The organism is Candidatus Pelagibacter sp. Uisw_092 (genome assembly GCF_047729545.1).
Lineage (GTDB): Bacteria > Pseudomonadota > Alphaproteobacteria > Pelagibacterales > Pelagibacteraceae > Pelagibacter.
Map to the genome: position 1 here is coordinate 38,568 of NZ_CP159824.1, position 24,093 is coordinate 62,660.

The 24,093-nt window shown below is 28.3% G+C and carries 22 protein-coding genes, 1 tRNA gene and 1 pseudogene; 18 read left to right on the forward strand and 6 right to left on the reverse strand.

Features of this window, described 5'->3' with window-relative positions; translation table 11 throughout:
• Positions 1 to 25: 25 nt before the first annotated feature.
• From ABXT63_RS00170 to ABXT63_RS00210, 9 genes are read left to right on the forward strand one after another with little or no spacing between them, the layout of a single operon-like run.
• The gene (locus ABXT63_RS00170) at positions 26 to 1,180 is read left to right on the forward strand and encodes a glycosyltransferase family 4 protein (protein WP_415320913.1); all 1,155 of its coding nucleotides are present in this window, start codon (positions 26 to 28) and stop codon (positions 1,178 to 1,180) included.
• A complete protein-coding gene (gene thrS / locus ABXT63_RS00175; RefSeq protein WP_415320914.1) occupies positions 1,181 to 3,097 on the forward strand; it encodes a threonine--tRNA ligase in 1,917 nt (638 codons plus the stop codon).
• A complete protein-coding gene (gene infC / locus ABXT63_RS00180) occupies positions 3,098 to 3,643 on the forward strand; it encodes a translation initiation factor IF-3 (RefSeq protein ID WP_415320915.1) in 546 nt (181 codons plus the stop codon). It abuts the gene before it with no gap.
• Positions 3,644 to 3,696: 53 nt separating this feature from the next.
• Positions 3,697 to 3,903 carry a 50S ribosomal protein L35 gene (gene rpmI / locus ABXT63_RS00185; RefSeq protein WP_168606837.1) on the forward strand — a complete coding sequence of 69 codons (207 nt, stop codon included), beginning with the start codon at positions 3,697 to 3,699 and terminating at the stop codon, positions 3,901 to 3,903.
• A 1-nt stretch (position 3,904) separates the two neighbouring features.
• On the forward strand, positions 3,905 to 4,261 hold the full coding sequence (gene rplT / locus ABXT63_RS00190) for a 50S ribosomal protein L20 (protein ID WP_415320916.1): 357 nt from the start codon (positions 3,905 to 3,907) through the stop codon (positions 4,259 to 4,261).
• A gap of 43 nt (positions 4,262 to 4,304) precedes the next feature.
• Positions 4,305 to 5,372 (forward strand): phenylalanine--tRNA ligase subunit alpha, encoded by a 1,068-nt coding sequence (gene pheS, locus ABXT63_RS00195; RefSeq protein WP_415320917.1) that lies wholly within the window; start codon positions 4,305 to 4,307, stop codon positions 5,370 to 5,372.
• Complete coding sequence (pheT, locus tag ABXT63_RS00200; protein ID WP_415320918.1) at positions 5,369 to 7,777, forward strand: phenylalanine--tRNA ligase subunit beta; 2,409 nt, start codon at positions 5,369 to 5,371, stop codon at positions 7,775 to 7,777. Before pheS ends, pheT begins: the two co-directional genes overlap by 4 nt.
• Positions 7,778 to 7,779: 2 nt before the next feature.
• Positions 7,780 to 9,588, forward strand: a complete 1,809-nt coding sequence (lepA, locus tag ABXT63_RS00205) for a translation elongation factor 4 (protein WP_415320919.1) — start codon at positions 7,780 to 7,782, stop codon at positions 9,586 to 9,588.
• Complete coding sequence (locus ABXT63_RS00210; RefSeq protein ID WP_415320920.1) at positions 9,588 to 10,403, forward strand: hypothetical protein; 816 nt, start codon at positions 9,588 to 9,590, stop codon at positions 10,401 to 10,403. The genes lepA and ABXT63_RS00210 overlap by 1 nt, the downstream gene beginning before the upstream one ends.
• Here ABXT63_RS00210 and ABXT63_RS00215 read toward each other — a convergent pair.
• Positions 10,400 to 11,152, reverse strand: coding sequence for an FkbM family methyltransferase (locus tag ABXT63_RS00215; RefSeq protein ID WP_415320921.1), 753 nt, complete (start codon positions 11,150 to 11,152; stop codon positions 10,400 to 10,402). The genes ABXT63_RS00210 and ABXT63_RS00215 overlap by 4 nt on opposite strands.
• A 33-nt stretch (positions 11,153 to 11,185) precedes the next feature.
• On the opposite strand from ABXT63_RS00215, the gene ABXT63_RS00220 reads away from it, so the two are divergent.
• The 5 genes and pseudogenes from ABXT63_RS00220 (at position 11,186) to ABXT63_RS00240 (ending at position 16,396) form a co-directional block, all read left to right on the forward strand.
• Positions 11,186 to 11,941, forward strand: coding sequence for a hypothetical protein (locus ABXT63_RS00220; protein ID WP_415320922.1), 756 nt, complete (start codon positions 11,186 to 11,188; stop codon positions 11,939 to 11,941).
• Positions 11,942 to 12,036: 95 nt separating this feature from the next.
• Positions 12,037 to 12,843 carry a DUF4422 domain-containing protein gene (locus ABXT63_RS00225; protein ID WP_415320923.1) on the forward strand — a complete coding sequence of 269 codons (807 nt, stop codon included), beginning with the start codon at positions 12,037 to 12,039 and terminating at the stop codon, positions 12,841 to 12,843.
• 9 nt (positions 12,844 to 12,852) lie between these two features.
• Positions 12,853 to 12,942, forward strand: a tRNA-Ser gene (locus ABXT63_RS00230).
• A gap of 114 nt (positions 12,943 to 13,056) precedes the next feature.
• Positions 13,057 to 15,113 (forward strand): annotated as a pseudogene (locus ABXT63_RS00235) (DNA gyrase subunit B).
• A 2-nt stretch (positions 15,114 to 15,115) separates the two neighbouring features.
• The gene (locus tag ABXT63_RS00240) at positions 15,116 to 16,396 is read left to right on the forward strand and encodes an ActS/PrrB/RegB family redox-sensitive histidine kinase (RefSeq protein ID WP_415320924.1); all 1,281 of its coding nucleotides are present in this window, start codon (positions 15,116 to 15,118) and stop codon (positions 16,394 to 16,396) included.
• Here the strand turns inward: ABXT63_RS00240 and ABXT63_RS00245 are convergent.
• Genes ABXT63_RS00245 through ABXT63_RS00255 form a run of 3 tightly spaced genes read right to left on the reverse strand, consistent with a single transcriptional unit; the run spans position 16,393 to position 19,693 of the window.
• Positions 16,393 to 18,201 (reverse strand): cobaltochelatase CobT-related protein, encoded by a 1,809-nt coding sequence (locus ABXT63_RS00245; protein ID WP_415320925.1) that lies wholly within the window; start codon positions 18,199 to 18,201, stop codon positions 16,393 to 16,395. The two genes, ABXT63_RS00240 and ABXT63_RS00245, sit on opposite strands and share 4 nt — an antisense overlap.
• Positions 18,202 to 19,176 carry a cobaltochelatase subunit CobS gene (gene cobS / locus ABXT63_RS00250; RefSeq protein WP_415320926.1) on the reverse strand — a complete coding sequence of 325 codons (975 nt, stop codon included), beginning with the start codon at positions 19,174 to 19,176 and terminating at the stop codon, positions 18,202 to 18,204. It lies immediately after the preceding gene.
• Positions 19,166 to 19,693 carry a J domain-containing protein gene (locus tag ABXT63_RS00255; RefSeq protein WP_415320927.1) on the reverse strand — a complete coding sequence of 176 codons (528 nt, stop codon included), beginning with the start codon at positions 19,691 to 19,693 and terminating at the stop codon, positions 19,166 to 19,168. Before ABXT63_RS00255 ends, cobS begins: the two co-directional genes overlap by 11 nt.
• Positions 19,694 to 19,719: 26 nt before the next feature.
• On the opposite strand from ABXT63_RS00255, the gene ABXT63_RS00260 reads away from it, so the two are divergent.
• Positions 19,720 to 19,980, forward strand: a complete 261-nt coding sequence (locus ABXT63_RS00260) for a BolA/IbaG family iron-sulfur metabolism protein (protein ID WP_415320928.1) — start codon at positions 19,720 to 19,722, stop codon at positions 19,978 to 19,980.
• Here the strand turns inward: ABXT63_RS00260 and aroB are convergent.
• Together aroB and ABXT63_RS00270 are read right to left on the reverse strand one after the other, a co-directional pair.
• The gene (gene aroB / locus ABXT63_RS00265; protein ID WP_415320929.1) at positions 19,969 to 21,075 is read right to left on the reverse strand and encodes a 3-dehydroquinate synthase; all 1,107 of its coding nucleotides are present in this window, start codon (positions 21,073 to 21,075) and stop codon (positions 19,969 to 19,971) included. The two genes, ABXT63_RS00260 and aroB, sit on opposite strands and share 12 nt — an antisense overlap.
• Positions 21,062 to 21,574 carry a shikimate kinase gene (locus ABXT63_RS00270; protein WP_415320930.1) on the reverse strand — a complete coding sequence of 171 codons (513 nt, stop codon included), beginning with the start codon at positions 21,572 to 21,574 and terminating at the stop codon, positions 21,062 to 21,064. The genes aroB and ABXT63_RS00270 overlap by 14 nt, the downstream gene beginning before the upstream one ends.
• Positions 21,575 to 21,633: 59 nt before the next feature.
• Here ABXT63_RS00270 and ABXT63_RS00275 point away from each other — a divergent pair, with 59 nt between their 5' ends.
• The 3 genes from ABXT63_RS00275 to def all read left to right on the forward strand — a co-directional run bounded on the left by ABXT63_RS00275 (position 21,634) and on the right by def (position 24,090).
• Entirely contained in the window at positions 21,634 to 21,810 is a 177-nt protein-coding gene (locus tag ABXT63_RS00275; RefSeq protein WP_415320931.1) for a hypothetical protein, read from the forward strand.
• Between the two features lie 64 nt (positions 21,811 to 21,874).
• On the forward strand, positions 21,875 to 23,545 hold the full coding sequence (locus ABXT63_RS00280) for a hypothetical protein (RefSeq protein ID WP_415320932.1): 1,671 nt from the start codon (positions 21,875 to 21,877) through the stop codon (positions 23,543 to 23,545).
• A gap of 26 nt (positions 23,546 to 23,571) precedes the next feature.
• Complete coding sequence (gene def / locus ABXT63_RS00285) at positions 23,572 to 24,090, forward strand: peptide deformylase (RefSeq protein WP_415320933.1); 519 nt, start codon at positions 23,572 to 23,574, stop codon at positions 24,088 to 24,090.
• The last annotated feature ends 3 nt before the right edge of the window (positions 24,091 to 24,093 follow it).

The following is a 24,093-nucleotide window of genomic DNA, read 5'->3' on the forward strand; positions in this document are numbered from 1 at the left end:
ATTCTTAATATATAGTTTTTATTAGATGTCTTCAAAATTAAAAGTTTTACAGGTAATCCCAAAGCTTGGATATGGAGGGGCAGAGACAGGCTGTTATGACCTTGCTCATTACTTGCCAGAAAATAATTGCTACTCTTATATTGTTACTAGTGGAGGGGAGCTATTAAAATTTATTGATCAAAAAAAAGTAAAATTGATTAAACTTCCAGTTCATAGCAAAAATCCAATTTTAATACTTTTTAATTCAATAGCTTTAACTTTTATTATTTTATTTCATAATATTTCTATCGTTCATGCAAGAAGTCGTGCCCCTGCTTGGTCTTGTCTGATTGCAACAAGAATTACAGGAAGAAAATTTGTTACAACTTTCCATGGTACGTATAATTTTAAAAATCAAATTAAAAAATTTTATAACTCTGTAATGGTAAGATCTAATTTGGTAATTGCTGGATCAAATTTTATTTTTTCACATATTAAAAACAACTATTCAAAATATTTAAATTTAAAAAAAAAATTTTTAGTAATCTTTAGAGGTATTAATGTTGACTATTTTGATCCATCAACAACATTAGAAGCTGAAGAGGATGACCTTCTTTCAAAATGGGGAATGAATAGAGAGAAAAAAATAATTTTAATGCCTGGTCGATTAACTGCGTGGAAAGGTCAGGAAGTGTTTATTGAAGCTTTAAATCTTGTTAATAAAAGATTAGGCCATCAGTCTTTTTATGCTATTATTTTGGGAAGTGATCAAGGTAGAGATATTTATAGCAAAAAAATAAAAAGACTTGCAGAACAGCATAGATTAACATCCCAGTTAAGATTTATAGAACATTGTAAAAACATGCCTTTAGCTTATAAAATTTCTGACTTGATTGTTTCGGCTTCAATAGAGCCAGAGGCTTTTGGAAGAGTTGCAATTGAAGCTCAATCAATGGAAAAACCAATAATAGCGAGTGATATTGGAGGATCTAATGAAACAATAGTAAATAATGAAACAGGGTTTTTATTTGAATCAGGTAATCCAGAGTCTTTAAGTAAAAAAATAGAAGAAGTTTTAAATTTAGATCAATCTAGATTGAAATCAATCGGTATTGAAGGTAGGAAAAATATAATTAAAAAATTTAATGTTGAAAAAATGTGTTTTTCTACATATTCAGAGTACAAAAAATTATTAAATTAAATGCCATTAATTACATTACCAGACGGAAATAGTATTGAATTTCCAAACAAAGTAACAGGATTAGAAGTTGCAGAAAAGATTAGTAAATCTTTATCAAAGCAAGCCACAGTTATTAGTGTTAATGAAGAACTTAAAGATTTAAGTCATGTCATAGATAAAGATTGTTCTATTAAAATTTTTACCTCCAAGGATAAAGAGGGCCTTGAAACTATTCGTCATGATACAGCACACATAACGGCAATGGCGGTTCAAGAACTTTTTCCAGGAACTCAAGTAACTATTGGTCCAATTATAGAAAATGGATTTTATTATGATTTCTCAAGGAAAGAGCCTTTTACAGAAGAAGACTTAAATAAAATTGAAACTAAAATGAAAGAAATTGTTGATAGAGATATTCCAACCACAAGACAAGTTTGGAGTAGGGAAAAAGCAATATCTCACTTTAAAGAGAAGGGAGAAATATATAAAGCTGAAATTATTGAAAGTATCCCTCAAGGAGAAGATGTTTCAATATATTTTCATGGTGATTGGCATGATTTATGTAGAGGACCACACCTATCATCAACAGGAAAAATTGGTAAATATTTTAAATTAACTAAGGTATCAGGAGCTTATTGGAGAGGTGACTCTAATAATGAAATGTTACAGAGAATATATGGAACAAGTTGGGCTTCACAAAAAGATTTAGATGAATATTTAAAAAGAATAAAAGAGGCTGAAAAAAGAGATCATAGAAAACTTGGAAAAGAAATGAATTTATTTCATTTTAGAGAAGAAAGTCCAGGATCAGTTTTCTGGCACGAAAAGGGTTGGAAATTATTTCAAAAATTAGTTGCTTATATGAGGAATAGACAAAATAAGGCAGGCTACAAAGAGGTAAATACCCCTGAAATTTTAGATAGAGCATTGTGGGAGAAGTCTGGTCATTGGGAAAAATATGGTGAACATATGTACACCTCTCAAACGCCCGATGAAAAAATATTTGCAATTAAACCAATGAATTGCCCAGGCCATGTTCAGGTATTCAACCAAGGTTTAAAAAGCTATCGAGACCTTCCACTAAGAATTTCAGAATTTGGAAAAGTGCATAGATATGAACCTTCAGGAGCACTACATGGATTGCTAAGAGTTAGAGCTTTTACACAAGATGATGCTCATATTTTTTGTACAGAGGATCAAATTACAGAAGAATGTTTGATTGTTACAAATTTAATTTTAGATATTTATAAAGATCTTGGTTTTGAAAATGTAATATTGAAATATTCAGACAGACCAGATCTTAGAGTTGGTGATGATGGTGTTTGGGATAAAGCTGAAAAAGCCTTATTAGATGCTGTTAAGGTGTCAAAACTTGAATACACAATTAACAAAGGTGAAGGAGCTTTTTATGGTCCAAAAATTGAATTTGTTTTAAGAGATGCTATTGGCAGAGACTGGCAGTGTGGAACCTTACAAGTAGATTTAAATTTACCAGGAAGATTAGAAGCATCTTTTGTTGACAGTGATGGAACTAAAAAAGTTCCAGTAATGCTTCATAGAGCACTGTTTGGCTCACTAGAAAGATTCATAGGAATACTTATAGAAAACTATGCAGGAAAATTTCCATTTTGGATTGCTCCTTTACAAGTAGTTGTAATCCCTATTTCAGAAGAGTTCGATGTGTATGCAAAAAAAGTTAATGAAAAAATTAATCATGCTGGTATGAGCTCTGAAGTAGATTTAAAAAATCACAATTTGAATTATAAAATAAGAGAACATTCTTTATCTAAAATACCACTTTTGTTGATTTGTGGAAAAAAAGAAGTTGACAGTAACTCAGTAACGATTAGAAGATTAGATACTAACAAACAAGAAAATATGGAATTAAATTTATTCTTAAAAAAATTCTCAGCTTTAAACAAAGTGCTCTCAAACTAAGTGGCAGATTTTAAACAAAATTATTTTCAAAGAAGAACTAAAGACAGAGGGCCTAAATCTAATAATAGGATTACTGCTCCAGAGGTTCAAGTTATTGGAAGTGATGGTGATAATATAGGAATACTTAATACTAATGAGGCTATATCAATGGCTAAAGAGCAAGGTTTAGATTTAATTGAGATAGCTCCAAATGCAAAACCACCTGTATGTAAAATTATTGATATGGGTAAATTTAAGTATGATGCGCAAAAAAAAGCAAATGTTGCAAAAAAGAAACAAAAAATCGTTTTATTAAAAGAAATCAAAATGAGACCAGTTACAGAAACTCATGATTATGATTTTAAAGTCAAAAATGCTAAAAAATTTATTGGAAAAGGTGATAAAGTAAAGTTTACCATAAGATTTAAAGGTAGAGAACTACAGCATTCTCACTTAGGTAGAGAACTAATGGATAAAATAAAAGTCGATATGCAAGATATTGGCAAAGTAGAACTGCACCCGAAGTTTGATGGGAAGCAAATGATTATGGTTATTCAGCCTTTATAAGGCTTAATAGAGGTTGTAAATCTATTCCAATATTCGTATAAGACCGCAGAATTATGCCAAAATTAAAAACTAAAAGTTCAGCAAAAAAAAGATTTAAGATATCAGCCACAGGTAAAGTCATGATGGCACAAGCTGGAAAGAGACATGGCATGATTAAAAGAACAAATTCACAAATTAGAAAATTAAGAGGCACGACTACTATGTCAAAACAAGATGGCAAAATAGTTAAATCATACATGCCCTACAGTTTAAGAGGATAAAATGGCAAGAGTAAAAAGAGGTGTAACAAGTCACGCTAAACATAAAAAAGTTCTAAAAGCTGTCAAAGGTCAATGGGGCAGAAGAAAAAATACGATTAGAGTCGCAAAGCAAGCTATGGAAAAAGCTATGCAATATGCCTACAGGGATCGAAGAACTAAAAAAAGAGAATTTAAATCTTTATGGATACAGAGAATTAACGCAGGCGTTAGATCTGAAGGACTAACGTATTCTAAATTTATTAATGGTTTAACAAAGTGTGGAATCAATCTAGATAGAAAAATACTAGCAGAAATAGCATACGATAGCCCAGAAGCCTTTAAAACGATCGTTCAAAAAGCTCAATCAGCACTAAATTAATCTTCACTATTGTTTTTCTTCAGTGAAGAAATAATCTCTCAACATGTCTGATATTAAAAAAATAAAAGATGAATTTCTTTTAAAGTTAAAGGATAATTTAGACTTAAATCAAGTCAATCAAATCAAAACAGATCTATTTGGTAAAAATGGATTGATTAGCTCTCAATTTAAAAAGCTTGGAAAGGTAGCGGAAAAAGAAAGAAAGAAATTTGCATCTGACTTAAATTTAGTAAAGGATGAGCTTCAAAATTTAATCACCACAAAGATAAATAATATTGAAACCAACGAAATAAATAAAAAATTAGAAAAAGAAAAAATAGATATAACCCTACCCGAGAGACCTTTCGTTCAAGGAAAAATTCATCCTGTATCTCAAGTTATAGATGAAATTTCTTCAATTTTTTCAGAAGTTGGATTTAGTGTAGAAGAAGGTCCCGATATTGAGAGCGAATATAATAATTTTACAGCATTAAATACACCCGACAATCATCCAGCAAGAGATATGCATGATACATTTTATCTTGATGAAAAAAAAGAGTTACTATTAAGAACACACACTTCTCCGGTTCAGATTAGAACTATGCTTAATGAAAAGCCACCTTTTAAAATAATTGCACCAGGTAGGACATATCGATCAGATAGTGATCAAACTCATACTCCCATGTTCCACCAAGTTGAAGGGCTGCACATTGATAAAGATATAAATATGGGGCACCTAAAAGGTTGTTTAAATTATTTTATTAAAGAGTTTTTTGAGGTTGATAGAATTAAAATGAGATTTAGACCAAGTCATTTTCCATTTACTGAACCATCAGCTGAGGTTGATATTGGCTATGAAATTAAAGATGGAAAAATAATAATTGGTGAAGGAGATAAGTGGCTTGAAGTTTTAGGCTGTGGGATGGTTCATCCAAATGTTTTAAAAAATGTAAAAATCAACCCAGATGAATTCCAAGGATATGCATTTGGAATAGGAATAGATAGATTGGCAATGCTTAAATATGGTATAAATGATTTAAGAGCATTTTTTGATTGTGATTATAGATGGTTAAATCACTTTGGTTTTGATCCAATAGATGTACCCACAAACTATAGAGGTCTAAGTAGATGAAAATCACAACGAATTGGCTAAAAGAACATTTAGATACTAAGCTTAATGAAAATCAAATTATTGATAAACTTACAGAGGTTGGACTAGAAGTAGAAGGTGTTGATAGTCAATCAGGAGAGCTAGATAGCTTTATAATTGCTAAAATTTTAAAAGCAGAAAAGCACCCTGGTGCAGATAGGCTTAGAGTTTGTGATGTAGATATTGGAACAGGTGATCCTATTAAAGTTGTATGTGGTGCGCCTAACGCAAAAGAAGGGTTGTTGACAATTTATGCGCCTCCTGGCACCGTAGTACCAAAAAACCAAATGAAACTAGTAGTAAGTAAAATAAGAGGCGTCACATCATATGGAATGCTTTGTTCTGAATCTGAACTCAACTTATCAAATGAAAGTAATGGTATTACAGAACTTTCCTCAAAAAAATATGATAAAAAAATAGGTGAAAATTATTTTCCAAAAAAAAATTTAAATGTAATTGATATTTCCATTACACCAAATAGAGCAGATTGTTTGGGTGTAAGAGGGATAGCAAGAGATCTGGCAGCAGCAGGCGCAGGAACATTAAAAAATCAAAAAGAAAAAAAATTAGATAAAAAAAATAAACAAACTGTTAGTGTAAAAATTAAAAATGAAAAAAATCAGGCATGTACATCATTTGGCAGTTGTTTAATTACAGGTGTAAAAAATATAGAAAGTCCAGAATGGTTAAAAGAAAAAATAATTTCTTTAGGTCAAAAGCCTATTTCAGCAATAGTTGATATTACAAATTATATAATGTTTGATTTAAATAGGCCACTTCATGCATACGATGTTGATAAAATAGATAAAGGAATAATTATTAGAAATTCTAAAAAAGGTGAAACATTTGAGGCATTAGACAATAAAGAATATAAACTAGATGATGAGATGTGTGTCATATCAGATGCATCAGGCGTGTTGGGTCTTGGTGGTATAATAGGAGGTACAAGAACTGGAACTATGCTGGATACAGAAAATGTATTAATTGAATCTGCTTATTTTAGTCCACGCTCAATCAGAAAATCTTCTAAAAAGCTGAATATAGATACAGATGCAAAATTTAGATTTGAAAGAGGCATTGACCCATTATCAATTGAGCAGGGACTTGAAAGAGCTGCAAACTTAATACAAGAAATATGTGGTGGTGTAGTTAGTGAATTTGATACTCAAAAAATTGAAGAGGTTAAAAAAAGATCATTAAAATTTAACCCCTCTTTATTTGAAAAAATTACGGGATTTAATATTGACAAAAAAGAGATGATCACAATCCTAAATAATCTGGGATTTGAAACAAAAAAAGATAAAGAGCTACTAGATGTTATCATACCATCTTGGAGACCTGATATCTTTCAAGAGGTTGACCTAGTGGAAGAGCTTGTAAGAATTAAAGGTTATGATCAAATTAAAATGATTGAACCAGAGAAAGTTAGAAAAAAACTAACCTTAAATTTAAAACAAAAGTTATTTCATTTTTTACAAAGATCTATTGCTTCCAAGGGCTATCTTGAGGCCATTACATGGTCTTTCACTGATAGTAATGTTAACCAATTATTTATTGAAGATAAAAAAGAAATTAAAATAATTAATCCTATAAGTTCAGATTTGAATATATTGAGAAGTTCAATTTTTTCTAATTTAATTATTTATTTGAATAAGAATTTAGAAAGGGGATTTAAAGATTTATCAGTATTTGAAATAGGTCCAACTTTTTCAGGATCACAACCAGGAGAGCAAGAGACTGTAGTTTGTGGATTAAAGTCAGGAAAATTGGCTAGACAGAGTTGGTTGGAAAAAGAAAGACCAGTTGATATATTTGACGTTAAAAGTGATGTTATCAAAAGTTTAGTTGAAGCAGGGTACAATAAAGACAAACTCTATATTGATGATGAAACGCCAGGTTATTATCATCCAGGAAAATCAGGAAGAATATTTTTAAACAAAGGAAAAGAAAAAGTTGTAGCTTTTTTTGGTGATATTCATCCAGGCATACTAAAAAAATTAGACATTAAAATTGAAGCATTAGTAGGATTTGAAATATTTTTAGATAACTTAAAACAACCAAAAAAATCATTAAAAGATCAAAAAACTCAATACAAATATTCAGATTTTCAAAAATCAGAAAGAGATTTTGCTTTTGTTTTAGATAAGAATTTTAAAGTTCAAGAATTAATCGAGACTATTTATAATGTAGAAAAAGAATTAATAAGATCTGTCAAAGTATTTGATGTCTATGAGGGAACAAATATTCCTGATAGTAAAAAATCAATTGCATTAAATGTAACCATTCAATCTTTAGAGAAAACATTAACAGAAGATGATTTAAATAAAATTAATCAACTTATTATTTCAACTGTCGAATCAAAAATTGGTGCAAAGATCAGATCATAATCATGGCAAAAATTGATCACATTAGAAACTTTGCAATTATTGCTCATATAGACCATGGTAAATCTACTATTGCAGATAGAATAATTCACAAATGTGGTGGCCTTACAGAAAGAGAGATGAAGGCACAAGTCTTAGACTCAATGGATATTGAGCGAGAAAGAGGGATAACTATCAAAGCTCAAACTGTCAAACTTAATTATAAAGCGAAAGATGGAAAAGAATATATTTTAAATATTATTGATACACCAGGACATGTAGATTTTAGCTATGAAGTTAGTAGATCTTTATATGCCTGTGAAGGATCTATTTTAATTGTTGATAGTACCCAGGGTGTAGAGGCTCAAACATTGGCAAATGTTTATCAAGCTTTAGACACTAAACATGAAATAGTTCCTATCTTAAATAAAGTTGATTTACCAGCTTCAGATTTAGAAAAAACAAAGCAACAGATAGAAGATGTTATCGGTATTGATACTGAAAATGCCATACCTTGCTCTGGTAAAACAGGCGAAGGTATAGAGAATATATTGGAGCAGATCATTGTATCATTACCAGCTCCAGAAGGTGAAAAAGATTCAGATTTAAAATGTTTATTAGTTGATAGTTGGTATGACACTTATTTAGGGGTGGTTATCTTAGTTAGGGTTATTGATGGAAAAATTTCTAAAAATATGAAGATAAAAATGATGTCTACAAACCAAGAATACATAATTGAAAAAGTAGGTGTATTTACTCCAAAAGCAACAGATGTTAATGAATTAAATGCTGGAGAAATAGGCTTTATAACAACAGGAATAAAAATTTTATCAGAAACAAAAGTTGGAGATACCATTTGTGATGCAAGCAAACCACTTCAAGAGGCACTTCCAGGGTTTAAACCAAGTAAGCCAGTTGTATTTTGTGGATTATTTCCTGTTGATAGCTCTGAATATCAAAAATTAAAAGATGGTTTAGGTAAACTTCAATTAAATGATGCTAGCTTTTCATATGAAGCAGAGTCTTCTTCTGCTCTGGGATTAGGATTTAGATGTGGTTTTTTAGGACTTTTACATCTCGAAATCATTACAGAAAGATTAGAGAGAGAATTTGATATTAATTTATTAACCACAACACCTGGTGTTGTTTATAAAGTCCACATGAATAAGGGTGAATCAATAGAACTACAAAACCCATCAAGTCTTCCAGAGCCGACATTTATTAAGTACATTGAGGAACCATGGATCAAAGCAACCATTATTACACCAGATGAGTATCTGGGAGCCATTATAAAAGTTTGCCAGGATAAAAGAGGAGTTCAAACTAATCTAAGCTACTCAGGGAATAGAGCGGTATTGAACTATGAAATACCTTTAAATGAAGTTGTTTTTGATTTTAACGATAGATTAAAATCGATGACTAGTGGTTATGCTAGCTTTGATTACGAAATTATTGGTCATAGAGAAGGTGATTTGGTTAAACTTGGAATTTTAGTAAACGCAGAACCTGTTGACGCATTATCAATGATGGTTCACAAGGATTTTGCTCAAACAGTTGGAAGAGAGGTTTGTGAAAAATTAAGAGATTTAATTCCTAGACATAACTTTATGATTCCAGTGCAAGCCGCAATTGGTGGAAAAATTATAGCAAGAGAGACTATTAAGGGTTTTAAAAAAGATGTATTAACTAAAATTCATGGTGGAGGAGCCAGAGATAGAAAAAGAAAGCTATTAGATAAACAGAAAAAAGGAAAAGCAAGAGGAAAACAGTTTGGAAAAGTTGAAATACCTCAAGAAGCTTTTATAGGGGTGTTAAAAATAAACAAGGATAGTTAATGAAAATTTATGATTGCTTTTCATATTTGGACGAAGATCTACTACTAGATCTCAGATTAAATATTTTAGATGAGTTTGTAGATTATTTTGTCATTGTTGAAGGAAATAAAACATGGCAGAATAATTCAAAAAGGCTGCAATTTAATATTGATAAATTTACAAAATTTAAAAAAAAAATTATTTATATACCTGTTGAGGATATGCCTGAAGGAGATGATCCCTACAAAAGAGAAAATTACCAAAGAAATTGTATAGAAAGAGGTATTACAAATGCTTCAGAAGATGATTATGTAATTGTTTCAGATTTAGATGAAATTCCAAATCCAGAAATGTTAGAAAACTTTAATAAAAAAATGGGTTATGCGGCATTTAAACAGAGTCATTATTATTATAAAGTAAATTTACAAAGTACAATAAACCCTTATTGGTATGGTAGTAGAATATGTATAAAAAAATTTTTAAAATCTCCACAATGGTTAAGAAATCTCAAATTCAAAAAAAGACCATTCTGGAGGATAGATAAATATAAGCTAAATAATATAATTGAAGATGGTGGATGGCACTTCTGTAATCTTAAAAATGCAGAACAGTTACTATATAAATATAAAAATTTATGTGAAACAAATGATCCTTATCATTTTAAAGAAAAAATTGAAAAAAAATATTTACAAATAGATGAAATAAAAAAGAGGATTAATTTAGGTCAAGATATTATCGGTAGAGAGGAAATTTTTAAACCCAAAACTATAGACCTTAGCTTCCCCAAATATTTAATTAAAAATAAAGAAAGATACAAAGATTGGATCGCATTTTAACTTATATCAATTAATTTTTTTTTCTCTCTTGGAAAACAAAACATATTCTCATTAATAGAAAAAAAAATATAATTTTTTTCCTGTATTGTATCAATAAGGGTTTTAAAGATTCCATTATTAATGTGAATATACTCAAAAATAATAATTGGTCTTGATGAAGTTGTGGATAAAAAATCAATTACAATGTGGCCATCGTAACCTTCTGTATCAATAAATAGTAGATCTAAATGAGTAAAATTATGTTTAAGTAATAAATCTTTAATAGAGATAGATTCTATAGATTCTTTTATTATATCATATTTTTTTACCCCATGTTTAATTAAATGATCTTTATCAAAAGATGTTATTCCTGGAATGTGATTGCCATAATTAGAAACTTTATTTGGATTAACTTTATATAAATAATTAATTTCATTATTAACTGTAATCGCAGAATTCTCAAATTTTATAAAATCAAAATTTTTATAATTTTCTTTTAAACTTTCATAATTTTCTTTTATTGGCTCAACAAGCAAACAATCGGTTTTATAATGTTTGATAAAATAATTAATTGTATCAAATCTTAAACCATCATTAGCACCAATTTGAACCAAAGAGTTTATAGTTTTTTTGGAAAAAAGATTTTTTAGAATCGTATTGATATTTAAAATAGATTTTTCAGATAAAATTCTATTTTTTTTAAATAGATCTTTGTCTATAGGTTTAAATCCAAATAAACCAATTATTTTTTTTATAATTTTTTTATACATTATTAATAATCATATATATAACTTGAAATATAAATGAATTTAAAAAAAAATTTTAATTATTCTGTAATATTAACAGCATGTATAAAACCTGTTAATATGCCATTCGTAGAGAGAGTTTCTGAAATTGATAGATTAATAGATTACAAGGAAACATTTACTAAATGGTGTAACAACCAATTAGTTGATAAAATAATATTTGTTGAAAACTCTGGGTATGATTTAAGTTTCTTCAAGAACAAAGCTGCAGAATTTCCACAAAAAAAAATCGAAATTATTTCATCAAATCTTAACAATAGTTTTGAAAAAAAATTAGGAAAGGGTTACGGAGAGTATCTTTGTTTTAAAGAAGTTGTAGAAAATTCAAAAATATTTAAAGATACTGATTTTTTTATAAAAATTACAGGCAGGTATTATATAAAAAATTACATTAAATTTTTTCGAGAGTTCAAGGAAAAAAAGTCAGATATTTATGTTTGTATAAAAAATAATTTAAGTTTTGCTGATAGTCATGTTTTTGGTGGGTCAAGATTATTTTTCTTAAATTATGTCTTCCCATTTGCCTCAAAGATAGATGATAGTAGTGGAGTTTTTATGGAGCATTGTCTTGCAAAAGCAGCACTTCTTGCAGTGAATGATAATTTAATATTTAACCATTTCATAACATATCCAGATATTTGTGGTATTATTGGAACTAATAACAAAAAAATAAAAAATAACTTTATAAAAAAAATAAAACTTTTCTTCTTTGGTAGAATTAAGAATTATTTATTAGGCCACAAAAAATATTAATTATGTTTCAAATAATAAAAAAAATATTATAGAATGAATAATTTTGAAGAAAACGTTAATTCTTTTTCAGAAAATTAAAAACTTATTGTATTTTAATGAGCCTTTTAGATATCTACTGCGTAACTAACAAACAAGTCTCTTTTTTAGAGGAGAAAAATATTAATTATAAAATTGGCTGGGTTGGTAAAGACCAACCCCAATCAAGTTATATTTGTTGTAATAAAAAAGATAACATATTTTTTAAAGAAAAAAATTATTCAGAATTAACTTTTCATTACTGGTATTGGAAAAATTTGTTAGATCTAAATAATAAAAATTGGATTGGTTTTTGTCAAAAAAGAAGATTTTGGATTAAATCAGAATCTGAAAATAAACAGATAGATGAAAAAAATATTCAAGACCATATTTTAACTAATCCAGAAAATAGTTGGAATGACTATGATGCGATAATTTGTAAGCCAATAAAAATTTCAGGTGCAAAAAAAATTAAAATTTTTAAGAGAGGTTTTAGGTCATTAATTAAAGATCCTTCAATTTTATGGAATATAGAAAAAGAAAATATATTATTACACTTTGATATGCATCATGGATATGGAAACCTAGAAAAAGCGATTAAGCTTTTAGATGATTCTGACGTTGATCAATTTAGAAAATTTGTTTATACAGAAAGCTCTTTCAATCCTCACATCATGTTTATTTCTAAGTCAGATGTAGCAAATGAGTGGTTTAAAAAATTATTTCCATGGCTTGAGCGCTGCGAAGCTGTTTTTGGTTTTAAGAGTTTATCTGGATATGATACTTCAAGATTATATGCCTATTTAGCTGAAAGATATCTTTCATTTTGGTTTAAGAAATACACTCATTACCTAGAGAACCCTTGGACTTTTATTGAAAATAAATAATTTCAAATTGGAGAGATGGCTGAGTGGTTTAAGGCGCACGCTTGGAAAGTGTGTGTACTGTCAAAGGTACCGTGGGTTCGAATCCCACTCTCTCCTCCAACCAAATAAGCCCTGCTCTTATAGGTTTGATCATAATTTTTTTGGTTTTAATTAATTATAAATGAACATTTTTTTTTAAAAAATGCTATAAAACAACTTCCCTTAAATTGAAATATGAAAAATAAAAATACATACCAAGCAGACTCAATTAAAGTTCTTAAAGGTCTTGAAGCTGTTAGAAAAAGACCAGGAATGTACATTGGTGATACAGACGATGGTACTGGTTTACATCACATGGTTTATGAAGTTGTAGATAATTCAATAGATGAAGCTTTAGCAGGACACTGTAAAAATATAGAAGTTAAAATAAATTCTGATGGAACTATTACTGTTAGAGATGATGGTAGAGGAATACCTGTCGATATGCACAAGGGTGAAAAAATGTCTGCTGCAGAAGTTATTATGACTTAACTTCATGCTGGAGGTAAATTTGATCATGATTCATATAAAGTGTCTGGTGGGTTGCATGGTGTGGGAGTATCAGTTGTGAATGCATTGTCAGAAAAATTAAAATTAGAAATTGATAGAGATGGAAACAGATACTTTATGGAGTTTAAAGATGGGGCTGCAAAAGCTCCGCTCAAAACTGTGGGAAAATCAAAAGAGACTGGTACACAAATAACATTTTTACCATCAAAAGAAATATTTTCTTCAATAAAATTTACTCCAAGTATAATTATTAAAAGAATGCGTGAACTAGCATTCTTGAACAAAGGAATAAAAATAACAGTTAATGATTTAAATCAAAAAAAAGAAAAAATAATAGTATTTAAATTTGATGGAGGGGTTTTAGAGTTCGTTGATTTTTTAGATGAAAAAGAGAAAAACTTATAAATAAAGCTGGAAATGATTTATTTAAAAAACCAATTTATATTGAAGGTAAAAAAGATAATATTGAAATTGAATGTTCTTTAAAGTGGAACGCAAGCTATGCTGAAGATATTTATCCTTATACAAATAATATTTATCAAAAAGATGGTGGTACCCACTTATTGGGATTTAGAAGTGCATTAACGAGAGTAATTAATAAATATGCAACAGAACATAATTTACTAAAAAAAAATAAATTAACAATATCAGGTGACGACATTAAAGAGGGTCTAACATGCGTTATTTCAGCAAAAATACCTGATCCAAAATTTTCCTCACAAACAAAAGATAAACTTGTCTCATCTGAGGTGAGAATGATTGTAGAAAGTATTGTTAGTGAAAAATTATCAATATGGTTTGATCAAAACCCAACCACGTCTAAAATTATCTTAGCAAAAGTAATGCAGGCGGCACTTGCAAGAGATGTAGCTAGGAAAGCTAGGGAAAATGTAAGAAGAAAAGGTGCTCTAGAATTAAGTGGCTTACCTGGAAAATTAGCTGATTGCCAAATAGGAAAACAAGAAGGAACTGAATTGTTTATAGTTGAGGGAGATTCTGCAGGTGGTTCAGCAAAACAAGGTAGAAACAGATCAAATCAAGCAGTATTACCATTAAGAGGAAAAATTCTTAATACCTATGTTGAAGAAGTTGCTCTTAAAAAGAATAGTAATAGAGATGGTAGTGAGCATAGAACAAAATCGTTAGCTAAAATGATGTCATCAAATGAAGTGGTCACTTTAATTAATGCACTTGGTCTTGATCCAAAAGTTGAAAATATAGATTTAAAAGACCTAAGGTATGGAAAAATTATTATTATGACCGATGCAGATGTTGATGGATCACATATTAGGGCATTATTATTAACATTTTTTAATAATAAACCATTTAATAAATTAATTGAAAATGGACATGTCTACCTTGCTCAACCGCCATTATTTAAAATTAATAAAGGTACAAAAGGAATTTATATAAAAGATGAAGGTGAATTAGAAAATTATATTTTAAAAAATAGCAAGGAATTACAAAAAGTTAAGAAAGGTACTAAAGAATTTACTAAAGCTTATGAAGAAGAAAAATCTAAAATGAGTATTCAAAGATTCAAGGGGTTAGGAGAAATGAACCCAGAAGAGTTATGGAGTACCACTTTAGATCCGGAGACAAGAAACTTATTACAAGTTCAATATTCAAAAGATTTAAAAAAAGACCTGCGTCTTATTCACACTTTGATGGGTAATGATGTTGCATTAAGAAAAGATTTTATTGTCTCCAACGCAATTAATGTTCAAAATCTAGATATCTAATAATGAAGTTTTTTGAAACTTCAAAATATTTTTCATTAAAAAAATCTACATATATCAATCTAAGATGGATAGCTATTGCTGGTCAGTTAGTTACTGTAAATCTGATTTATTTTATTTTTGATTTTAAATTTGATTTAATTTTAGAAAATCTAATAATTTTCATTGGAATACTGAGTAATTTCTATTTAATTTATTTTATCAAAAACACACAACTATTAGATAAAACAGGATTTATTTTTTTATTAATTGATATTTTACAGCTAAGTTGCTTAATTTATTTAACAGGAGGAATTGCAAACCCATTCGTAATTTTTTTGATAATCCCAAGTATTTTTTCATCGTTGTACCTGGGTCTTAGAAGTAATATTTTATTAGTTAGCATAACTATTTTAATAATTATTTTTCTTACTTTTTTTTATCAACCACTACCTGATCCAGTAAATAAGCATTTTCATGTTGATAGCTATTATTATTATTCAATTCCTATTTCATTAATTATTGCATTAATTTTTTTAAACTATTTTGCTTTAAGTTTTGGCAAGGAATCTAGAATTCGAAAAGAAGCTTTAAATAAAATGGAAGAAATTATGTCAAAAGAACACGAGCTTCTGTCTCTTGGTGGCCAAGCAGCGGCAGCAGCTCACTCGTTAGGTACTCCATTTTCTACAATAAAGATTATATCCTCAGACCTATTAAAACAATTTAAAGATAACAGTGAAGTTAAAAAAGATATTGAGCTTTTGGTAAGTCAAATTCAAAGATGTAGTGAAATATTAAAAAAATTAACATTAAACCCCGTTGTAGAAGATAATTTTATTGATAAAGATCTAACTATAGTTGATTATGTGACAGAAATTATAAAGTCTTTTAAGGAAACAAGTGAAAAAACCTTTACTATAAACTTTGATCAATATTCTAATTCATTAAATATTAATAAATCTATCGAAATTGTTTATGGATTAAGAAACTTTATTGGAAATGCTAATAAATTTTCAAAAAGTAAAGTTTTTATAAATATAAAAAGTGATAGCGATATTACAGAAATTATAATTGAGGATGACGGTGAAGGATATCCCAAAGATGTATTAAGAAACATTGGTGAACCATATATTAAATCATATAAAGCATCTATAAAATCAAAATCTGGATTAGGTCTTGGAATTTTTATAGGCAAAACTTTGCTTGAAAAAAATTATGCAACCATTTTATGTAAAAACTCCCTAGTAAGAAGTGGTGCTGAAGTTAGCATTAAATGGAAAAATGAAGATCTTCTAAACCTTTAGTGTAATTTACTTTTATTTTCAAATAATCCACTTAATTGGGAAATCATTACATCTCCAAGCTCATGAACATCTGTTATTTTAATAGCCTTATTGTAGTACCTAGAAACATCATGACCAATACCAATAGCTAAAATTTCGACATCATTTTTGGTTTCTATAAATTTAACTATTTTTTTCAAATGTTTCTCTAGAAAATCACCTGAATTAACAGACAAAGTAGAGTCATCAACTGGTGCGCCATCTGAAATTACCATTAAGATTTTTCTTTCTTCTTTTCTTTTTTTGATTCTATTGTAAGCCCAAGATATAGCTTCACCATCAATATTTTCTTTTAAAAGCCCTTCTTTAAGCATTAAACCTATATTATTTTTAGCCTGTCTCCACTGTGTGTCTGCACCTTTATAAATTATATGCCTTAAATCATTTAATCTTCCAGGATTTTTAGGCTTATCATTTTTAGCCCAAGCTTCTCTGCTCTTACCACCTTTCCAATTTTTTGTAGTAAAACCTAAAACCTCTACTTTTACTGAGCATCTTTCTAAGGTTCTAGATAGTATATCTGCACAAAGTGCAGCAATTGTGATTGGACGTCCACGCATTGATCCTGAATTATCAATTAATAAAGTTACTATTGTGTCTTTAAAATCAAGATCTTTTTCTTTCATAAAAGATAGAGAATTATAAGGATCCATAATTATTCTAGTTAATTTTGAGCTATCCAACAAACCTTCTTCTAAATCAAATTCCCACGCTCTATTTTGTTTTGCAAGTAGTTGTCTTTGTAGTTTATTAGCAAGCTTGGTAATAAGATCTTGAAATCCTACAAGTTGCTGGTCCAAATTTTTTCTTAACTTTTGAGTTTCTTTTTTATCTTCTAATATTTCAGCTTTTGCAATTTCATCAAACTCTGTGGTGAATATCTTGTAATCTTGATCAATATTATTTATATTTGTTTTTTGTAAAACATTTTCTGTACTCTCCTTTAAAGAATCTGAATTCTCTAATTGTTCATCCATTTGCTGATCGCTAAGATCAAAGCCAGCATCTAAACTAGTCTGACTATCACCCTGTTTTTTTTCTTCCTCTTTATCATCAGACTGACTATCATTATTGTTATCAGATTTATTGTCTTGCTCATTTTCTTGTTCATTATTTTCTTCATCATTCTCTTCATTATTTGAAGCAAAGACATCCATGTTCTCTAAAATCTCTGAAAATTTTAAACTATAATTATTTTGATTTTCTAAATTTTTACTTAAAAAATCAAAATGTTTGTCAATTGTTTCATCAAAATCTTTTTTCCAAAAACTTAACATCTTTGCCGACACACTATTAAGCTCTAATTTAAAGAATTTATTTAACATATATAGTTCAAAAGCTTTAATCACAGGAACATCTTCTTTATTTTTTAATTGTTCTTTATGATTAGAGAATATTTTTTGGATATAGTTTTCACTTAAATTTTTTCCAACTCCTTTGAGCATTTTGCCACCCAGAAGTTCATATCTAATTTTTTCAGCAATATTATATAAGGATTTACAGGAAGGATTATTAGGTGCGTTTTTGTTAAATATTTCTTTATTTGAAAATTTTTTCTTTAGGGCACCAGAGTCAGTTTCTGCCCTTAATCTAATAAAATCACTTTTATTTGATAAATTAGTTACATCAAAAAAACTGGTTTTCTTATTATTTAAATCCTTATCTAATTTTTTAATATCTAATTTATAATCTTCAGAAATTACTTTAGCAGTAGAAAGTAAAGCTTGTTTAAATTGCTCTTTAAAGTTATCTTCTTTTGAACTCATTTAGATTTGAATATTAACCATCGACTCTGGCAACTCTTCCCCAAAACATCTCTGATAATATTCAGCTATTATATTTTTCTCTATATCGTCACACTTATTTAAAAAAGTTACTCTAAAAGCATAACCTGTGTCTTTGAAAATTTCAGCATTTTCAGCCCAGTGAAGTACGGTCCTTGGACTCATTACCGTTGATATATCTCCTGCTATAAAACCTTTTCTAGTCAAAGATGCAACTTTAATCATGTTAGATAATTTTTCTTTACCTTTTGGATTATTTAAACTTTTATTCTTAGCAAGAACGATCTCCATTTCTCTATCAAGACTAAGATAATTTAGAGATGTTACAATATTCCATCTATCCATTTGTCCTTGATTTATTTGTTGAGTACCATGGTACAACCCAGTTGTATCACCTAAACCAACCGTATTTGAAGTTGCAAATAATCTGAAAAATTTATTTTGTTTTATAACTTTATTTTTATCTAAAAGAGTGAAATTTCCTTCAGCTTCCAAAACCCTTTGAATAACAAACATTACATCCGGTCTACCCGCATCATATTCGTCAAATACAAGAGCAACAGGGTTTTGAATAGACCAAGGTAAAATACCTTCTTTAAACTCTGTAATTTGTTTTCCATCTTTTACAACAATTGCATCTTTTCCAATAAGATCAATCCTACTTACATGACTGTCTAAGTTCACTCTAATACAGGGCCAGTTTAATCTAGCTGCAATTTGTTCAATATGGGTAGACTTTCCTGTACCGTGATAACCCTGAACCAAGACACGCTTATTAAAAGCGAAGCCCGATATGATAGCAAGAGTAGTATCTCTATCAAATTTATAATTTTTATCTATTTCAGGAACGTATTCACTTCTTTTAGAGAAAGCATCAACTTCCATATCCGAGTCAATTCCAAAACTTTGCTTTAAAGACATTTTAATGTCAGGTTGTATATTTAAATTAGGCGTCAATTTTTTCCTTATAAGTTTTTTTTAGCTGAGTGTAAGCTAAAGTAATCAATTTAAGTTTTTCTTCATATTCTTTATTTCCCAAATTAATATCAGGGTGAAATTTTTTGACAAGAGTTTTGAACTTATCCTGTATTTGTTCCCATTTTAAACCAACTGAAACACCCAGAATACTAAAAGCTTTAATATCATTAGCATCAAATTTGAATTGATTCATATGATTATATTCGCCTCTAAGTTTAGTCTTATCAAACTCATCTTTTAGAGTATTGTTCCATAGAACTTTAAAAAAATTATCTGAGGAACTAAAGCTTTGAGTGGGTTTGTGCCAAGTCATATCTGACTTTAAAAAATCAAATACTTGCTCATCATCCATTCCTTTAAAATAATTCCAATTTTTGTTGAATTCTTTAACGTGGGCTAAGCAAAGCAATCGATAGCTTTTGCTGTTATCTTTTTCAATTGGTGCTTTATATTCACCAATTTCAGAGCAATTATTCCAATCACAAATATTTTTCATGTTATATAATAATAAAAATAATACTTATGAATATAAATGAATTAATTGCAATTGTTAAAAATAAACTTGAGAAGGAAATTGTTATTCAAGATCTTAAAATTGAGGATAAAAGTTTTTTACATAAAAACCACAAGGAAAACCAAGAGGGAAAATTTCATTTAAAATTAACAATTAAATCCCAAAACCTTAAAGAACTAAATAAGATAAAATCAACTAAGAAAATTTATAGTATTTTGAACCTTGAGATTAGAGAACACATACATTCAATTCAAATACTACTTAATTAACTCATTTCTTAGAAAAAGATTAATTTTTTTTTCGTCAAATTGTAATCTATATGTTGGTGACCCTAATTTTTTAAGTAGGACTAAATTTACTTTGTTAGTATTATTTTTTTTATCTTTCTTCATAAAAGACAAAATTTTATTTAAGTTTTTTATGGAAAAGAATTTGTTAATATTCCTTGGAAGGTTTAGATCGTCTAAATGATCCTCAATTAATTGAAATTCTTTTGCACTTAAAGTATTATTTAATAAACTAAATTTTGCAGCAGTTCTAATGCCAAGCATGACTGCCTCACCATGATTTAATGTTTTTGAATATTTGAGTGTTGCTTCATAAGCATGTGCAAATGTATGTCCAAAATTTAATATTTTTCTTATATTCAATTCTTTTTCATCTGACTCAACTATTTTTTTTTTGATCAAACAGCTTTGTAGTATTGCTTTTTGAATAAACGGACTTTTTAAATTTAAAATTTTTTTACCATTTTTTCTTAAGAAATAAAAAAATTTTTTACCATCAATTAATGAGTGTTTTAAAATTTCACCATATCCACACACAACTTCTCTTTTGGGCAGAAAGTTTAAAAAATTAATATCAGATATAACAAGACTGGGCTGATAAAATGAGCCTATTAAATTTTTACCATACTTAGTATTAATTCCCGTTTTTCCACCAATAGAAGAGTCTACTTGAGAGAGAAGGGTTGTTGGAATATTAACAAATTTCAAGCCACGCTTATATATACTGGCAGCATAGCCCGATACATCACCAGTAATACCCCCTCCTATAGAAATTAAACAATCATTTCTATTAAAATTTTTCTTTAGAAGAATTGTTGTAATTTTATCAACACTTTTAGAATTTTTATTTTTTTCATTAGCAGCAAAATAATGTGTTGTAATAGAGCTTTGGGGTAAAGAATTGAGCACGCTTTTTATTAATTTTTTTGGAACATTTTTATCTATTATAAGAAGGCATTGATTAAAATTAATTGAACCTTCTTTTAAAAATTTTTTTAATTTACTTAAAATATTATTTCCAATAACAATCGAATATTTTTGACTATTAGTGCTTATTCGTAATTTAATTAAGTTCATATATTTTAATAATTTTCTTAACTATTTCATTTTTTGTTAGTTTATTACAGTTTATTTTAAAATTTGCTTTGGAATAAATTTTTTTTCTTTTAGCAATCATTGCTAAAATTTCTTTATCAGTTGATTTGAAGGCTAAGGGTCTTTTTTTATTACCTTTAATTCTTTTTACTAAAACTAAGTCATCCCAGTCAAGCCAAAATGAAAAGTGATTAGCAACAATATCTTTTCTAATATTATCATTAATAAAACTACCACCACCTAACGAAATAACATTTTTTTTATTTTTCAAAGATTTAAGTGTTATTTTTTCTTCTAGGCCTCTAAAATAATCTTCTCCATTAATCTCAAATATTTTCGCAACAGTCATACTTGCGTGTTCTTCAATTAAATTATCTATATCAATGAAAGGAATTTTCAATTTTTTTGAAACCAAATGCCCAATAGAAGATTTACCTGAACCCATCATACCTAAAAAAATGAGGTTTTTTTTTGAATTCATAAGCTTTCTTTATTGAAAAAACACAAATATGTCTTAATTTGAAATTAATAAAAGATTATATGGAATTGTCAAAAAATACAAGCAGAGGGACCACTAAAAGTTCATTAATTAAAATAACATTGGTGTTAATTGTTTTTATTGGTGTCATGGCTCTACTTAGTAAAATTGAATTTCCATCTCCAAATAAAGATATTGAAAAAATAATTCCAAATGAGAAACTTAAAATTGTTAAATAAGAGTTATTTTTTAGTTATATTAATCTCCTTATTTTTTGGTTTCGTAGTCAAATCACAGGAACCAGTGGACATTTGGAATTTAAATGAAAAAAAATCAATAGAAAACAAATCTTCTGTTAAGGCTGATACAGAAAAAGATATTCCAGAAAATAGTATTTATAAAATGCAATCCCAAAAAGAGGGAGAATTAAGTATAGAAGAAACACAAGCTATAATTTCAAAAGAAATAAAGATAGTTGGATTATATGACCCTGCAGAAAATGGTTTAGATATTAATATGTGGTCCAATTCCAATGGAGATCAAATTTTAAATATTTTTAAAAGGATAGATAAATTAAAGCTTTCAAAAGATGCTGCTGAGATTTTAGATATTATATTACTAACTAACGCATATTACCCAGAAATAAACATTTCGAAAAAACAATTTATAGAAATAAAATCAAATTGGCTTATTAAAAATTCGAACTTTGAACTTATCGAAAGTTATTTATTAAATAATCAAATAGCCAATGAAAATAGTAACCTTGTAAAATATTTAGTGGATTATTATCTTTCCCAATCAGATATTAAAAAAGCTTGTGAAATTTTTTCTGAAATTAAAGAACCAATAGAAGACTTATATTTATCAAAATTTAATATCTATTGTTTGATTAATAATAATAAAAGAGAAGAGGCACAATTACTTATGGATTTAAAGAGAGAATTAGGCTTCTCCGATAAATTTTTTGATAAAAAAATTAGTTATTTAATGGGATACAGTAATGAACCAGAAAAAGAAATATCTGAAAAAACAATTTTAGATTTTCATTTATCACACAGAACAAATCCAGATTTTAAATTTGAGCCAAAAAATACAACATCTAAAAAAATTTGGAGATATTTATCTACTTCAAATTTATTAGATAGTATTAATGATATTGAACTTACTGATATAGAAAAAATTGCCAATATAGAGAAAGCAACACATGAAGGAAATTATACTGAAAAAGAATTATTTGAACTGTACAAGAGGTTTCAATTTAATATTAACCAATTGCTAAATATTAAAGACTCCACCAAAGTACTTTCAGCCATTGAAGCAAGAGCACTAATTTACCAAGGAATTTTAATTACAACAAAAATTGAAAATCAACTCAAGCTGATGAATGCTTTAAAAAATTCTTTCAAGAATGAAGGCATTGAAAATGCATTTAATATGGAATTAAGAGCTCTTTTAAAAGTTATGGAAAAAGATAAAATTCCCTCAAATTTCACAACATTTTATCAAAACTACGTTACAGAAGGCAATATTGAGTTAACTAATATTAAAATAGATAATAAAATTTTACACCAGTCAAAATTAATTAATTATTTTAAAACAAAAAATTCCACTAATGATGCCACAAAAGATTTGAATGATCTTTTGAAAAAAATTAAAAAAGACAAAAAATATTTTTTTTCTAAAAAAGATGTAATCTTAGTAGAAGCCTTAAAATCTGATGGTGTTAAGGTTTCGAATAAATATAGTGATCTATATGAAGTTAGTGAATCTGAGATGCCATCTGATATTCAGATATTTATCAATAGTGGAGATACAGCAACAGCAATGCTTAGAATTGTTGAGGTTATTGGACAAGATCAGTTAAAAGATATTGATGATGATACATTGTATTTTATAATTAGTACACTAAACCAACTTGATATTGACCTACTAAGAAATAAGATTCTTCTTAAAGTTCTTCCTTTAAAAGTATAAAATTTATACTAAAATAATCTGTAATTATGTCAGTTAAAAAAATTTTAATAGAACCAAATAAGTTATTGCGACAAGTTTCAAAACAAGTTGAAAGAGTTGATGATGAAGAGAGAAAGCTCATGGATGATATGCTTGACACAATGTATGACGCTCCTGGAATTGGTCTAGCAGCTATACAGATCGGAGTTCCTAAAAGAATTATAGTTATGGATATTAGTAGAGATGAGAATAAAAAAGAACCAATTTATTTTGTTAACCCTGTTGTTAAAAATAAAAATGAAGAGAAAGTAAAATATGAAGAAGGATGTTTATCTGTACCAGATCAATTTGCAGAAATAGAGAGACCTAAAGCGTGTGAAGTTGAGTATTTAGATTATTATGGAAAAAAACAACTATTAAAGGCAGATGGGTTGTTGGCAACCTGTATTCAACACGAGATGGATCACTTAGAAGGGATCTTGTTTATTGATTACTTATCAAAATTAAAAAAAACAATGATTATAAAAAAACTTTCTAAAATTCAAGTTAATAGAAAAATTTTTTAAAAG